Genomic DNA, 14,191 nt, shown 5'->3' on the forward strand with positions numbered 1-14,191 from the left:
CATCGCCTCATGTCCGATCTTGTCCTCAGTAACGATTCCCTGTCGCCGCTCGCTTACGAAGTGGCGCGCCGGCGTACTTTTGCGATTATTTCGCATCCGGACGCCGGCAAGACCACGCTGACCGAAAAGCTCCTGCTGTTCGGCGGCGCGATCAATCTTGCAGGGCAGGTCAAGGCCAAGGGCGAACGGCGCAATACCCGCTCCGACTGGATGAAGATCGAACGCGAGCGCGGCATCTCTGTCGTGACCTCCGTGATGACATTCGAATTCGATGGTCTGGTTTTCAACCTTCTGGACACGCCCGGCCACGAGGATTTCTCCGAAGATACTTATCGTACGCTGACCGCGGTCGATTCCGCCGTCATGGTCATCGATGCCGCCAAGGGTATCGAAGCGCGCACGCGCAAGCTGTTTGAGGTTTGCCGCCTTCGGGATATTCCCATCATCACGTTCATCAACAAGATGGATCGAGATAGCCGCGACACGTTCGAACTGCTGGACGAGATCGAGAAGACGCTGGCGCTCGACACCACCCCCATGACCTGGCCCGTTGGCCGCGGCCGCGACTTTCTCGGCACCTATGATATCGCCACTGGCGGCGTGCGTCTGCTGGAGGGCGGCGGCGCCAAGACCGGTGCGGCGCTTCAGATCGATATTGGGGACCTGGCGGGGCGCAATCCGAATCTCGATGTCGCCGAGATCAAGGAAGAATTGGCGCTCGTCTCGGAAGCCTGCAAACCGTTCGAGATCGAGGCGTTTCGCGAAGGCCATCTCACACCGGTCTACTTCGGCAGTGCGTTGCGCAACTTTGGCGTCGGCGATCTGCTCGAAGGTTTGGGGCGCTTCGCGCCGCCCCCGCGCGCGCAGGAAAGCAACCTGCGCAAGGTTGAAGCATCCGAGCCGCGGATGAGTGCCTTCGTGTTCAAGATCCAGGCCAATATGGATCCCAATCACCGCGACCGCATCGCGTTCGCGCGTCTGTGCTCGGGAAAGCTGACGCGAGGCATGAAGGCAAAACTGGTGCGCACCGGCAAGACGATGCCATTGTCGAGCCCGCAATTCTTCTTTGCCCAGGACCGCTCGGTAGCCGACGAGGCCTTTGCCGGCGACGTAGTCGGCATCCCCAATCACGGAGCTCTTCGCATCGGCGATACGTTGACCGAGGGTGAGGACATCACTTTCGTCGGTGTGCCGAGCTTTGCGCCGGAAATTGTGCGTCGCGTGCGGCTCACCGACGCGATGAAGGCCAAGAAGCTCAAGGAAGCCTTGCAGCAGATGTCGGAGGAAGGCGTCGTTCAGGTGTTTCGGCCGCGCGACGGTGCGCCGGCGCTGGTCGGTGTGGTCGGGCCGCTGCAACTTGATGTGCTGAAGGCGCGGCTGGAGGCGGAATATGCGCTGCCGGTCGAATTCGAGGTCTCCGAATTCCAACTGGCGCGCTGGATTTCGTCCGATGACCGCAAGAAGCTCGATGCGTTCATTGCCGCCAACGGGTCCGGCGTTGCCGACGATGTCGATGGCGATCCGGTGTTTCTGGCCAAGAACGAATTCTATCTCGGCTACACCAAGGAGCGTGCGGACGGCATCGAATTCTTAAGCGTCAAGGACGTGAAGAAGAAGGCATAGCCTTAGGCTACACGCGAGGATGTGAACGCACCAGGTACGGCAATCACGACCTTTCCGCTTGGTCCAGCGTTGTGTTTTGCTTCCGCAGGCCGCTGCTTCCGAGGGCCGATATGCTCCGTCGCATCGCCGTTTTTTGCGTGCTTGCCGCCGGATTGGCTGTCGCGGGAAGCGCCGGCGCCCGGCAGCGGCACCATATCAATGCGGCTCCGTTTTCTCACGAGCCTTGCAGCGTTCTGTCCCACCACCCGTGCACGCCGTCTTTCTGCAGCGTGCTTCACCGCGGTCCCTGTATTCCCGAGATTGACTATCCCTATGGCGAGAACCTCCAACTGACAGTTGAGAGCAAGCCGCCGATGGTTGACGCCCCGAAATATCAAAGGCCTGACCATGACCTCGAGAGTATCGGCGATCTTTTTGCGGCGCTGCGTTCCTGCTGGACGCCACCGCCAGCGGAGGCGTCCAAAGAGGGCATGCAGATGACCGTGCGGTTCAGTTTCAAGCGATCAGGCGATCTGATCGGCCGTCCGCGGATGACCTTTGCCACCGCGGGCACGCCCGCCGATGTTCGCAAGAGCTACCTCAAGGCGATCAACGACTCCATTGAGGCCTGCGTGCCCCTCAAATTCTCCAGCGCCCTCGGGGGAGCCGTGGCCGGGCGGCCGATCGCCATCCGGTACATCGACAACCGGGACATCGACAAGGCTGCGCCCTAGCCGGCGCGCCAAGGACGCTCAATCTGGCGCATTGCCGTTTCGGGCCTGAACGTGTAGGCGATGCTCCAGACATCTGCGGAGGGAGCGAGCATGGGACTTGCGGTGATGATTCTGGGCCTCGCCCTTTTTCTCGGCATGCATACCTTGCCCACCCAACGCAGGCTCCGCACACGTACCGTCGCCGCGCTGGGCGAGGGGGGCTACAAGGTCGCTTTCTCGTTGGTATCGCTGCTCGGGATTGTGCTGATCGCCTGGGGCTTTGCGCATTACCGCGCGGCGGGAATGATTGATGTCTGGGAAAGGTCAGTCTCTCCGAAAACACTGCTCATTCTCAAGCACATTACCGTTGGCCTGATGCTGCCTGCGGTCATCCTGGTAGTAGCCGCTTATCTCCGCGGGCATATATACAAGGCGGTCAAGCACCCGATGCTGGCGGGCGTCAAATTGTGGGCGGCCGCGCACCTGTTGGCCAATGGTGATCTCGGCTCGATCATCCTGTTCGGCTCATTTCTGGCTTGGGCGGTATTCGACAGGATCTCGCTGAAACGCCGCGCTGACGCCGGAGGGCCGCCGATTCCGGTCGGCGGTTGGGGCAACGACATGATCGCGGTTGCGGTCGGCATCGTCGCCTATCTCGCGCTGGCTTTTGCGTTCCACCCCGTCGTGATCGGCGTTCCCGTCGTAGGAGTTTAAGCATGTCAGTTCAAGCAGCGGTCAAGCGCAAGACGGCACCCGAAATCCGCTCACGCAAGAATGGCGAGCCGATCGTGATGCTGACCTCCTATCATGCCCATACGGCAGCCCTGGTCGACCGCTATTGTGATGTCATCCTGGTCGGCGATTCCCTCGGCAACGTCATGCATGGGCTCGAAACCACCATCCCGGTCACGCTGGACATGATGATCCTCCAGGGCCGCGCCGTGATGCGCGGCTCGCAGCACGCGCTTGTTGTCGTCGACATGCCTTTCGGGTCCTACGAGGCTTCAAAAGAGCAGGCCTTTCATTCAGCCGTCCGAGTTCTGAAGGAGACGCATTGTGGTGCGATCAAGCTCGAGGGCGGCGTACGGATGGCCGAAACGATCGCCTTTCTGGTCGAACGCGGCATACCCGTCATGGGTCACATCGGCTTGACGCCGCAGTCGATCAATACGCTCGGTTCGTTCCGTGCCCAGGGGCGCGAGGAAGGAAGCTGGGCGCCGATTGAAAACGATGCCGTTGCGGTCGCGCAAGCCGGCGCTTTCTCAGTTGTGGTTGAGGCGGTCGCCGAACCTCTTGCCCGCAAGATCACCGAGACGATCGACGTTCCGACCATCGGCATCGGCGCAAGCGCCGCCTGCGACGGTCAGGTTCTGGTCCTGGAGGATATGCTCGGATTATCGCCACGAGCCCCGAAATTTGTCCGCCGCTATGGCAATCTCGGCCCGATGATCGAGGCTGCCATCCAGGGTTATGCGGCCGATGTTCGCTCGCGGGCCTTTCCGGGGCCCGAACATGTCTACGGCATGAAGGCGAAGGCGTAAGCGGCAGGGAGACCGGCCGGTGGATATCTGTCGCGCCAAAGTGCCTCCTAACGGCTTCAGGGGCTGGCTTTGCCTTGCCACCGCCATATCGCTAGGGTAACGCCACCGCCACCAAGGGACAGATTCATGGCTTCGGCTGGTTCCGGGCATGGTCAGTCGGGGATGGGATTTCTATAAGTGTCTGAATTATTTGATGAAGTCGACGAGGAAGTCCGTCGGGAGCAGCTTAAGAGGCTGTGGGACCGGTATTCGCTCTATATCATTGCCGCCGCAATATTGATCGTGGCCGCAGTCGGCGCATGGCGCGGCTATCAATATCTGCAATCTCAAAAGGCAGCCGAAGCCGGTAAAGCCTTCGACGCGGCGGTCCAGCTCTCCGAACAGAACAAGCACGCGGAGGCCGAAGCGGCTTTCGACAAGCTGGCCGCAACCGCTCCGGCTGGATACCGTATGCTGGCGCGCCTGCGTGCGGCTGCCGAGGTCGCGGCCCGCGATCCCAAGGGCGGTGCCAAACTGTACGACGAGATTGCGGCTGATTCCACGATGGGGACGATCGCGCGCGACTTGGCGCGGGTCCGCGCCGGGGCACTTCTGGTGGACTCGGAAAGCTATCAGAACATGCTGCAACGGCTGGAAACCTCCACCAAGCCTGAGGCGACCTTTCGCCATACCGCGCGCGAACTGCTGGCCTTCTCGGCATGGCACGCCAATGACACCGCCGCAGCCCGGCAATGGCTTGACATGATCGCAAGCGATGGCGAGACGCCTTCAGCGATGCGTTCGAGGGCGGAAGCCCTCCAGGCGCTGCTTCCGCCGGTTGCCAAGAGCTGACGACAGGAAAAACGTGGCCATGCGTCGCCTGCAACGTCTGATCGCCGCTTCCGTTCTTGTCGCGCTGTCCGGCGCGATTGCCGGCTGTTCGAGCAGCGCCACGAGCTTCGATCCGATGGATTGGCTCGATTGGCTCGACACCAAGAAGAAGCTTCAGGGGGATCGCAAACCGGTATTTCCGGACGGCGTGCCCGGTCTCGAAGAGGGCGTCCCGAAATCGCTCTACAAGGGAGCGCAGGAACAGGCCGATGCTGATGCGGCAGCGGCTGCAGCGGCGACGGCTGCCCCGCCGTCTCCGCCTCCGGAGACTACCAAGCCGAAAAAGACGGCAAGGAAAAAGCAGCCCGCGCCTGCAACCGCGAGCTCTGATCCTGCGGCCCCGTCGGAAGACGGCACGGCGGCGCCGCCAGCCCACAAGAAGAAAGTTGCGCGGCACCGCACAACCACACCGCCCGATCAGCCGGCCGAGACGCAGCAATCGGCGGCGCAGCCGCCGCAATCGGCGCCGGCAGCCCAGCAGTCGGCCGCGCCATTCCCCGCACCGCTACCGGGCGGCACGTTTACGCGCTAAAGCTGGGGCGCGGCAGCAGGCCGGGATCGGTCCCGCTGGGTGCGCAAAACATACTTTCCCTCGAATTTCCCGGGCTGCGGATCTATTATGCCCTTTACGGTTGCGATTATCGGCCGGCCTAACGTGGGGAAGTCAACGTTATTCAATCGCCTGGTCGGGCAGAAGCTCGCGCTGGTCGATGATGCGCCGGGTGTCACGCGCGACCGGCGAGAGGGCGAAGCGCGGCTTGGCGATCTCCGTTTTACCGTGATCGACACGGCAGGCCTCGACGAGGGCGCAAGAGGGTCGCTCACCGCCCGGATGCAGGAACAGACCGAGACCGCAATCGGACTTGCGGACGCGCTAATGTTTGTGATCGACGCCCGCGCCGGATTGACGCCGAACGACCGCGCCTTTGCCGACTATGCGCGCCGGGCCAGCAAGCCGGTGGTTCTGCTCGCCAATAAAAGCGAGGGCAAGCACGGCGAGGTCGGCGCGATGGAATCCTACGCGCTGGGACTTGGCGATCCCATCCTGATTTCCGCCGAACACGGCGAGGGCATGGCTGAGCTCTATCAGGCGCTGCGTGCACTGATGCCGGAGGTGACGGACAAGGATGAAGCCGGAGACGAAGCGGTCGACACGGATGAAGACGTGGCGCGGCGTCCGATCCGCGTGGCGGTCGTCGGTCGTCCCAATGCCGGTAAGTCGACGCTGATCAATCGGCTGCTGGGTGAGGAGCGGCTGCTCACCAGCGCGGAGGCGGGTACGACACGCGACTCCATTGCGGTGGAATTTACCTGGAACGGCCGCGAGTTTCGGGTGTTCGATACGGCCGGCTTGCGGCGGCGTTCGCGGATCGAGGAAAAGCTGGAAAAGCTTTCGGTCGCGGATGCCTTGCGCGCGGTACGCTTTGCCGAGGTGGTCGTACTGATGACGGATGCGCAAAGCAAATTCGAGGAACAGGACCTGCGCATTGCCGACCTGATCGAGCGCGAGGGGCGGGCGCTCGTGATCGCAGTCAACAAGTGGGATCTGGTGGAAGCAAAGCCCGGCGCGATTTCCGCGCTGCGCGCAGAGGCCGATCACTGGCTGCCGCAGGTCAAGGGCGCGCCTCTGGTTGCTGTTTCGGGCCTGATGGGTGAGGGCATCGATCGCCTGATGGCGGCGATCGAAGAGGCCTATGCTGTTTGGAACAGGCGCATACCCACGGCGGCGCTCAATCGCTGGTTCGAGCAGGCGATCGCCGCCAATCCGCCGCCTGCGGTCTCCGGCCGGCGGTTGAAGCTGAACTATATCACCCAGGCCAAGGCGCGGCCGCCGAGCTTCGTGCTGTTCTGCTCGCGCGCCGACGCCGTGCCGCAGGCCTATCTGCGCTATCTCGTGAATTCCTTGCGCGACCACTTTGACCTGCCGGGCACGCCGGTACGAATTGCGCTGCGCGAGAAAGCCAATCCCTTCGCGCACAAACGAAAGCGGCCGTCGTGAGCGAAACGAGCGTGCTTCGCACGCAGCCTGCAACGTCGCCGCGTCGCGCGCGGCGGGCGCGCGCTGTCGGGCAGCGGACCAGCCGGTAATAATTGACGCATTCAAGCAGCGGCGCGCCGCCGTGCGTTATCGCAGCGCGTCGGAGGTCAGCTTGAATTTCTGGATGCGCTTGGCGTTATCGACCTCGGCCGTATAGACGTTGCCCTTGGCGTCGACAGCGATCGCGTGAACCCAGTGAAACTGTCCGGCATTGCGGCCGCTTCGTCCGAAACGGCCGACCACGGTGCCGTCCGAGCGATTGATGATGCGGATCTCATTGTTCTCGCCATCCGCGTTGAGCAGATAGCTCTGTTTCGGATCGGGCCAGATCGCGATGTCCCACACGGCGCCGTTGCCGAGCGTGGTCTTCTCGAAAAACCATTCGTTCACGAAAGTTCCGTCTTTGCGGAAGATCTGGATGCGATTGTTGATGCGGTCGCAGACATAGACCAGGCCATCATTGGCAATCTTCACGCAGTGGACGGGATTGGCAAATTGCTGCGACACGGGCGCCTTGGGATCGTAAGGCGGCTGCTGGTCGTCGTTCGGAACGTGGCCGTAGGCGCCCCAGTGGCGCTTATAGGCGCCCGTGGTGGCGTCGAATACGATGACGCGGCGATTGCCGTAACCGTCGGCGACATAGATCTCATTGGCGTCCTTGTCGATCGTCGTTTCGGCCGGCTTACCCAGCTGGGTGGTGTCATTGCTGCCTTTGCTTGGCGCAATCTTGCCGATCTGCATCACGAATTTGCCATCGAGCGTGAACTTCAAGATGGCGTTGTCGTTTGTGGCGTTGCCGCCGATCCAGACAAAGCCGCGGTCATCGACTTCAATGCCGTGTTCGCGTCCGACCCATTCGTAACCGTCGCCCGGGCCGCCCCAGGCCCGCAGCAGGTTGCCGTCGGTGTCGAATTCGAGCACCGGAGGTGCCGGAGCGCAGCATTTCGAGCGGGGCGGGGTCAAAACCGCTCCCTTCTCGTCGTCCGTCAGGGATCGAGGGCGATGGATGATCCAGATGTGACCCTCGGAATCGACGGTGATGCCGCCAACCTGACCGAGTATCCAGTTGTTAGGCAGCGGCTTTGGCCAGCTCGCGTCGACGGTAAAGGTCGGAATCTCGCCGGCGTATAAACGCGCCGGCCCTCCGAGCAACACAACGGCAGCGATCCAGCCCGCGGCTCCCGACCGAATCGCACGTCCCAAGCGGCGGCCTGTCAGCATCGTAGCCCTCCCGTCGTTTCTTGTTTTCAGCTCAAGACACGTTCGTGCTCACTCCGGCATACGAAAACTCATCAGCTTCCTGGTTGGGTAATCGTAGAGTTTGCCGGTCTCATTCCAGGACGGCAAGCACATCGGCACGATGAATTCCGCCGCTTGGTCGGGGGTCTCGAGCGTCAGTGGGTCTTCCCCCGGGAACACCGCAGCGCGCATTCTGGTGCGGATCGGGCCGGGGTTGAACAGGTTGACCCGAAGCGCGGACGAGCTCGTCTCGTGGGCCCACACGCGTGCCAGGGTTTCCAGCGCGGCCTTGGAGGCTGCATAAGGTCCGAGATAAGCAGTCGCCTTGCTGGACGTGTCCGCGGTGATGAATACGGCGCGGGCCGCGTCCGATTTCTTGAGAAGCGGCTCCATGCAGCGGATCAATTGAAAATTGGCCGATAGATTGAGCGCAATGACGTCGTTCCACGGCTTCATGTCGATATGGCCAAGCGGCGAAGAGGGGCCGGCGACACCGGCATTGCCGACGAGAATATCGATCTTGCGGTGGCGCTCATTTAATGCGGCCCCCAGCCGCGCAATTCCGTCGAAGTCGGTCAGGCTGAGCGGCACCAGAGTGGCGGTGCCGCCATCTTTCCGGATCTCGTCATCGAGCTCTTCGAGCCCGCCTTGCGTGCGCGCGATCGCCACGATCTGCGCGCCTTCTCTGGCAAGCGCGCGCGCTGTGGCATAGCCGATGCCGCGCGAGGCGCCGGTGACGAGAGCGATGCGGCCGGTGAGGGGCTTGGTCATTGTTTCGGGTCCACGTTTGCGGCGGTTTTTACAGACGCGGATGGCCGGGACAAGCCCGGCCATAACAGAAAACCTGCGGGATGCAGTGCGTCAGCTCGCCTCGGCCAGCAATGACAATTGTCGCGGCTGCGGCTCGACCTGATCGTGGTCGGTGAGGCTGGTCGGGTAGGCACCGGTGAAGCAATGATCGGAAAACTTTGGATTGGCGGGATCGCGGCCGGGATAGCCCATGGCGCGGTACATGCCGTCGACCGACAGGAAGGCGAGCGTATCGGCGCCGATCAGCTCGCGCATTTCCTCGAGATTATGGGTCGCCGCCAGCAGGCCGCCGCGGTCCGGCAGATCGATGCCGTAATAGTCGGGGTAAAGGATTGGCGGTGAAGCGAGCCGGAAATGCACCTCGCGGGCGCCGGCCTCGCGCATCATGCGGACAATCTTCTTCGACGTGGTGCCGCGTACCAGCGAGTCGTCGATCAGGATAATGCGCTTGCCTTCGATCGCGGCGCGGTTGGCGTTGTGCTTCATCTTGACGCCGGATTCGCGAATGCTCTGGGTCGGCTGGATGAAGGTGCGGCCGACATAGTGGTTGCGGATGATGCCGAGTTCGAACGGCACGCCCGAGTGTTGGCTGTAGCCAACCGCTGCCGGCACGCCCGAGTCCGGCACCGGGACCACGACATCGACCGGCACGTGGCTTTCGCGCGCAAGCTGCGCCCCAAACGCCTTGCGGACGTCATATACCGACCTCCCGCCGACGATGGAGTCCGGCCGCGAGAAATAGATGTATTCGAAGATGCAGGGACGGGGCGGCTTCGGCGGAAACGGCTTGTGGCTATGCGCGCCCCGGTCATCGAATACGACGATTTCGCCAGGCTCGACGTCGCGGACATATTTGGCACCGATGATATCCAGCGCACAGGTTTCCGAGGCAAGCACGGGGCAACCCTCGAATTCCCCGAGCACGAGCGGCCGGATACCAAGCGGATCGCGCGCGCCGATCAGTTTTTTGTTGGTCAGCGACACCAGCGAATAGGCGCCCTCGATGGCGCGCAGCGCCTCGATGAATCGATCGATGAAATGGTTGCGCTTGGATTGGGCCACCAGATGCAGGATGACCTCGGTGTCGGTCGTGGATTGCATCATGGCGCCGCCGCGCACGAGTTCGCGGCGCAGCGTCAGCCCGTTGGTCAGGTTGCCGTTGTGGCCAACCGCAAAACCGCCGGCGTTGAGCTCGGCGAACAGCGGCTGCACGTTGCGCAGGATGGTTTCGCCGGTCGTCGAATAGCGCACGTGGCCGATCGCTGCATTGCCGGGCAGGCGCTCGATTACCTCGCGCCGGGAGAACGTGTCACCGACGAGGCCGAGGCGCCGTTCGGAATGGAACCGGGTTCCATCAAACGAGACAATGCCGGCAGCTTCCTGGCCGCGATGCTGAAGCGCGTGCAGCCCCAAGGCCGTGATCGCCGCAGCCTCCGGATGGCCAAAAATCCCGAACACGCCGCATTCCTCGCGCAGCGTGTCGCCCTCCAGGTCGGCGTCTTCCAGGTAGAGCGGGCCGGTGTTTGGCCCTGCAGCTTTGGCGTCGTCGGAAGGGCTTTGTTGGCTGTCCATCGCGCCTCTCTTGTAACCAGCGATCACCGTGCCGCGGGCTTTTCGATCAGCTTTTTAAGGCTGTCTCGGGCCGGTTTACTATATCCGTCGCCTGAGGCAGGGGCCGTCGGCTCGGCGTCAGTCTGCTCATCTTCGGGTTTATTCTTCTTGAATCTCTTCAAAATGGTGTTCTCCGGGTCATCCGGCAAGAGCGCCATCAGCCAATCCCCGGTTCCTTGCAGGACCATCCGGGATTTTGCCCCGGTCACCCAATCCGGCCGCTGCTTCTCAGGAACCAGCCAGGTGAAGAACAGGAACGCCACCACCACGATCAACAGGCCGCGCGCCAGACCGAACAGGAATCCGAGGGTGCGGTCCAAGGCCCCGATCCGCGAATCAAGGATCATGTCGGAGATTCGCACGGTTATCACGGACACCACGATCAGCGTCGCGACAAAAACCCCCGCGACCACGACAATGCTCGCGACCGTGTCGTTATTGAAATAAGTCTTGGCGGTCGGCAGCAGCTTGGAGAACGAATAGAGCGTCACCAGCGCGGCGGCTCCCCAGGCCGCAATCGACAGGATTTCCCGCATGAAGCCGCGTACCATCGCCAGCAAGCCGGAAATCAGCATCACAGCGAGCAGAACGAGATCGAGGATTGTAATCGGCATCGGCTGGTCGGGTCCGCATCAAGGTTCAAACCGCGAATCGGGCGCCGTCCCAAGCTGACGGTCCGAGGCGGGCGCGGCAAGGCCGGAGATACGCCATCCAGTCCCGCGCGCCGGATGTATAGCGGCGGGGACGGGGAACGTCACGTACACCTAGCCTTCACGACTGCGGAATCTCGCATGTGTTGCATTTTTTTCCGCCGCCGAATGGTCCTTGTTCCCGCGCGGGGACCCGCGCGCGGCGATTTCCGCGACAAGGCTGGTAAGCCCTCCCACTGACATCAGCGACAGGCCGGAATCGCTGCTGGCCTCGCCCCGGGCTGATTCGGGCAATACCGCGCGGCCAAAGCCCAGCTTGGCGGCTTCCTTGAGGCGGGCGGAGGTCTGCGCGACGGGGCGAACCGCGCCCGAGAGCGAGATTTCGCCGAAATAGACAGCATCCGCCGGAAGCGGCGCGTTGACGAGCGAGGACACCAGGGCGGCCGCGGCAGCGAGGTCCGCCGCCGGTTCCTGGATGCGCAGGCCGCCGGCGACGTTCAAATAGACGTCATGGCCCGACAATTTGACCCCGCAATGGGCCTCCAACACCGCCAGCACCATGGAGAGGCGGCTGGGGTCCCAGCCGACCACCGCCCGGCGCGGCGTGCCGAGCGATGTCGGCGCCACCAACGCCTGCAGTTCGACCAAGACGGGTCGGGTGCCTTCGATTCCGGCGAACACCGCCGTCCCCGGGCTGCCGAGATCGCGCTCGGACAGGAACAGTTCGGAGGGGTTGGAGACCTCGCGAAGACCCAGGCCCGTCATTTCGAAAACGCCGATCTCGTCGGTCGGGCCAAAGCGGTTTTTCACAGCCCGCAGGATCCGGAACTGCTGCGAGCCCTCGCCCTCGAACGAGAGCACTGCATCCACCATGTGTTCGACCACGCGCGGTCCTGCGATCTGGCCGTCCTTGGTGACATGGCCGACCAGAATGATCGCGGCACCGGACTTCTTGGCAAAGCGAATGAGTGCCTGCGCCGAAGCGCGCACCTGCGTCACGGTACCCGGCGCAGACTCCACCGTATCGGTCCACATGGTCTGGATGGAATCGATCACGATCAAGCGCGGGGTTGCGCCCTCGGAAAGGGTCGAGACTATATCCTCAACCGACGTCTCCGCTGCCAACTGCACCGGCGCGTCTGCAAGCCCGAGGCGTTCAGCACGCAGCCGTACCTGCGCGACCGCCTCCTCGCCGGAAATGTAGACGGCACGGTGGCCGGCCCGCGCCAGCTGGCTGGTAGCCTGCGTAAGCAGAGTCGATTTTCCGATGCCGGGATCGCCGCCGACCAGCAGCACCGAGCCGCGGACGAAGCCGCCACCGGTGACGCGGTCCAACTCGGCCATGCCGGAGGACAGGCGCGGGGCGTCCTGGCTTTTGCCGGAAAGGCTCTCCAGCGCAAAGTGACGGCCCTTGCGCTTTGAGCGGATCGAGGCCGGCACTGTGGTGGCGCCGGTGACATCCTCCTCGACGAGCGTATTCCACTCGCCGCAGGAGTCGCATTTGCCCTGCCAGCGGTTATAGGCTGCGCCGCAGTTCTGGCAGACGAAGGAAAGGGAGGACTTGGCCATGGGCCTCTTTTGGAGACAGATTCGAAAGGCGTCAGCCTTTCCTTAGCATGAATCGATGCCCCAGCCTTGTGCGCAGCAGGATTAGGGAAAATCCCGTCCAGATCGTAGACAGGCAGGGCCCAATGATCGCGGCGCCGCCGATCGCAAGATGCCAAAACGATACTCGTTTGCCGGGGCGCGGTAGGTGCTATTCTCAGGTTGCCAGCGCTGTCCGGCGAAATGCCTTGAGGAGCGAAGTCTCCAATTTGCCCGTCATGCCGCACAGAATGTTGTAGGCCTCTTCGCGCGGCATCGCCACACGATATGGTCTCGACTCGATCAGAGCGGCAAAAATATCCGAGATGGTCAAAAGCCTCACAAGATCGGAGATTTCTGATGCCGTGAGCGCATCGGGATAACCCGAACCATCAAGATATTCGTGGTGATGTTTGACCGCATCCAGCGTTTCGGTGCTGATACCGGGGATATCCTTGAGCAGATCGTATCCGATCAACGGATGCTGCTTCATGATATCTTCCTCGTTTGAGGCAAGACGCCCAGGCTTGTCGAGAATCGAAAGCGGGATTCGGGCCTTGCCGATGTCGTGCAGCGTGGCCGCCATCCCCAGTCGCTTCACGTCCTGGGGGCCGAACTTGATATCCAGCGCGAAGGCAACCGCAATGCCGGTGACCAGCAAACAGTGCTGGAAGGTTCCTTCGTGATACTTTCGGACGTTATCGAGCCATCCGCTCAAACCGTTCTGACTAATGCTCGCGACAATCTGCGCGGTGACAGTTTCGGCATCAGCAAGGTGGATAGCATTACGCTGTCCGATCGCTGAGAACATGGAGCCGAAGGCTTTTCCGCAATCGGTGATCCAGTTCGGCGCGTGCTCGGAACCGGTTTCCGCTGCGCGCATGGCCGCCTCGACCTGGGTCAGCTTGGCAGCCGCCTGCCTGGCGTTGTGCACAACCTCGGTTGCCCCGAGCGCAAACGCCTGGGCCATCAAGTGATGCAGGTGCCGGTGAACGACAAACAGCCTTTCACTCACGGTTTTCAGATCAGCCATCACGTGCCTGATCTGCTCGACGCACGTCGGTTGCCGCAGGTCCGCGTCCACCATCAGCACGCCGCTCGGCGCGAAGACAGGTTCTTGCCCTAAGACGCGGGGGACGACGGAGTAACGCGGCTCCAGTGCCGCGCGGATGGCGGGGATCTTTCCAGGCTCGTCAGTCAGATAGCAAACAAGCATTTTGATTGGCCAATCGAAAAAAGGTGCGGCCGTGATTTGAACAGGCAATCGGCAATAAATTGCCGTCAAGTCTACGACGATTTCCTTAACAAGAGTTGACGGTTGCGTTTAAGGAGGGGCACAACCGCTGCCTGTGAAGGCTCCCGATTGGAATACCTACCGTAAATCGATCCAGACCGGCGCATGGTCGCTCGCGCCTTCCTCGCCACGCACCAGACGATCAACCCCTGCCTTCTTGAGCCGCGATGCCAGTGCAGGGCTTATCAAAAGATGATCGAGCCTGAGGCCGGCATCGCGCCGCCATCGGTTGCGCTTGT

The 14,191-nt window shown here is 62.3% G+C and carries 13 protein-coding genes and 1 pseudogene; 7 read left to right on the forward strand and 7 right to left on the reverse strand.

All coding sequences use genetic code 11. The features are described from left to right. The first annotated feature begins 9 nt into the window (after positions 1-9). From NEZ08_RS18850 to der, 7 genes are all read left to right on the forward strand, one after another. Positions 10-1,623 (forward strand): peptide chain release factor 3, encoded by a 1,614-nt coding sequence (locus NEZ08_RS18850; RefSeq protein ID WP_298110154.1) that lies wholly within the window; start codon positions 10-12, stop codon positions 1,621-1,623. Positions 1,624-1,733: 110 nt separating this feature from the next. Then, the gene (locus NEZ08_RS18855) at positions 1,734-2,336 is read left to right on the forward strand and encodes a hypothetical protein (RefSeq protein ID WP_298110157.1); all 603 of its coding nucleotides are present in this window, start codon (positions 1,734-1,736) and stop codon (positions 2,334-2,336) included. A 90-nt stretch (positions 2,337-2,426) separates the two neighbouring features. Continuing rightward, the gene (locus NEZ08_RS18860) at positions 2,427-3,029 is read left to right on the forward strand and encodes an NnrU family protein (RefSeq protein ID WP_298110188.1); all 603 of its coding nucleotides are present in this window, start codon (positions 2,427-2,429) and stop codon (positions 3,027-3,029) included. Between the two features lie 2 nt (positions 3,030-3,031). Next, positions 3,032-3,856 (forward strand): 3-methyl-2-oxobutanoate hydroxymethyltransferase, encoded by an 825-nt coding sequence (gene panB, locus NEZ08_RS18865; protein ID WP_298110160.1) that lies wholly within the window; start codon positions 3,032-3,034, stop codon positions 3,854-3,856. Positions 3,857-4,033: 177 nt separating this feature from the next. Then, positions 4,034-4,687, forward strand: a complete 654-nt coding sequence (locus tag NEZ08_RS18870; protein ID WP_298110162.1) for a tetratricopeptide repeat protein — start codon at positions 4,034-4,036, stop codon at positions 4,685-4,687. A gap of 19 nt (positions 4,688-4,706) precedes the next feature. Beyond that, positions 4,707-5,258 (forward strand): hypothetical protein, encoded by a 552-nt coding sequence (locus NEZ08_RS18875; RefSeq protein ID WP_298110164.1) that lies wholly within the window; start codon positions 4,707-4,709, stop codon positions 5,256-5,258. Between the two features lie 87 nt (positions 5,259-5,345). Continuing rightward, on the forward strand, positions 5,346-6,725 hold the full coding sequence (gene der / locus NEZ08_RS18880; protein WP_298110167.1) for a ribosome biogenesis GTPase Der: 1,380 nt from the start codon (positions 5,346-5,348) through the stop codon (positions 6,723-6,725). A gap of 126 nt (positions 6,726-6,851) precedes the next feature. On the opposite strand, the gene NEZ08_RS18885 is transcribed toward der, so the two are convergent. From NEZ08_RS18885 to NEZ08_RS18915, 7 genes and pseudogenes are all read right to left on the reverse strand, one after another. Beyond that, entirely contained in the window at positions 6,852-7,985 is a 1,134-nt protein-coding gene (locus tag NEZ08_RS18885) for a hypothetical protein (RefSeq protein WP_298110170.1), read from the reverse strand. A 48-nt stretch (positions 7,986-8,033) separates the two neighbouring features. Next, on the reverse strand, positions 8,034-8,774 hold the full coding sequence (locus tag NEZ08_RS18890) for an SDR family NAD(P)-dependent oxidoreductase (RefSeq protein ID WP_298110173.1): 741 nt from the start codon (positions 8,772-8,774) through the stop codon (positions 8,034-8,036). A gap of 90 nt (positions 8,775-8,864) precedes the next feature. Continuing rightward, positions 8,865-10,385, reverse strand: coding sequence for an amidophosphoribosyltransferase (purF, locus tag NEZ08_RS18895; RefSeq protein ID WP_298110175.1), 1,521 nt, complete (start codon positions 10,383-10,385; stop codon positions 8,865-8,867). A 23-nt stretch (positions 10,386-10,408) separates the two neighbouring features. Continuing rightward, entirely contained in the window at positions 10,409-11,038 is a 630-nt protein-coding gene (locus tag NEZ08_RS18900) for a CvpA family protein (RefSeq protein ID WP_298110178.1), read from the reverse strand. 150 nt (positions 11,039-11,188) lie between these two features. Beyond that, a complete protein-coding gene (radA, locus tag NEZ08_RS18905) occupies positions 11,189-12,643 on the reverse strand; it encodes a DNA repair protein RadA (RefSeq protein ID WP_298110180.1) in 1,455 nt (484 codons plus the stop codon). A 193-nt stretch (positions 12,644-12,836) separates the two neighbouring features. Continuing rightward, positions 12,837-13,943 carry an HD domain-containing phosphohydrolase gene (locus NEZ08_RS18910; protein ID WP_298110183.1) on the reverse strand — a complete coding sequence of 369 codons (1,107 nt, stop codon included), beginning with the start codon at positions 13,941-13,943 and terminating at the stop codon, positions 12,837-12,839. 87 nt (positions 13,944-14,030) lie between these two features. Further along, positions 14,031-14,191, reverse strand: a pseudogene (locus tag NEZ08_RS18915) (exodeoxyribonuclease III); the annotation flags it as partial.

It is taken from the genome of Bradyrhizobium sp., assembly GCF_027451485.1.
Classification (GTDB): domain Bacteria; phylum Pseudomonadota; class Alphaproteobacteria; order Rhizobiales; family Xanthobacteraceae; genus Bradyrhizobium.

What these genes read in the sequence shown, in the direction of transcription:
- NEZ08_RS18875 (WP_298110164.1), top strand. Translation starts at nt 4,707, where the DNA reads ATGCGTCGCCTGCAACGTCTGATCGCCGCTTCCGTTCTTGTCGCGCTG.
- NEZ08_RS18855 (WP_298110157.1), top strand. Translation starts at nt 1,734, where the DNA reads ATGCTCCGTCGCATCGCCGTTTTTTGCGTGCTTGCCGCCGGATTGGCT.
- der (WP_298110167.1), top strand. Translation starts at nt 5,346, where the DNA reads ATGCCCTTTACGGTTGCGATTATCGGCCGGCCTAACGTGGGGAAGTCA.
- NEZ08_RS18850 (WP_298110154.1), top strand. Translation starts at nt 10, where the DNA reads ATGTCCGATCTTGTCCTCAGTAACGATTCCCTGTCGCCGCTCGCTTAC.
- purF (WP_298110175.1), bottom strand. Translation starts at nt 10,385, where the DNA reads ATGGACAGCCAACAAAGCCCTTCCGACGACGCCAAAGCTGCAGGGCCA.
- radA (WP_298110180.1), bottom strand. Translation starts at nt 12,643, where the DNA reads ATGGCCAAGTCCTCCCTTTCCTTCGTCTGCCAGAACTGCGGCGCAGCC.
- NEZ08_RS18885 (WP_298110170.1), bottom strand. Translation starts at nt 7,985, where the DNA reads ATGCTGACAGGCCGCCGCTTGGGACGTGCGATTCGGTCGGGAGCCGCG.
- panB (WP_298110160.1), top strand. Translation starts at nt 3,032, where the DNA reads ATGTCAGTTCAAGCAGCGGTCAAGCGCAAGACGGCACCCGAAATCCGC.
- NEZ08_RS18860 (WP_298110188.1), top strand. Translation starts at nt 2,427, where the DNA reads ATGGGACTTGCGGTGATGATTCTGGGCCTCGCCCTTTTTCTCGGCATG.
- NEZ08_RS18900 (WP_298110178.1), bottom strand. Translation starts at nt 11,038, where the DNA reads ATGCCGATTACAATCCTCGATCTCGTTCTGCTCGCTGTGATGCTGATT.
- NEZ08_RS18890 (WP_298110173.1), bottom strand. Translation starts at nt 8,774, where the DNA reads ATGACCAAGCCCCTCACCGGCCGCATCGCTCTCGTCACCGGCGCCTCG.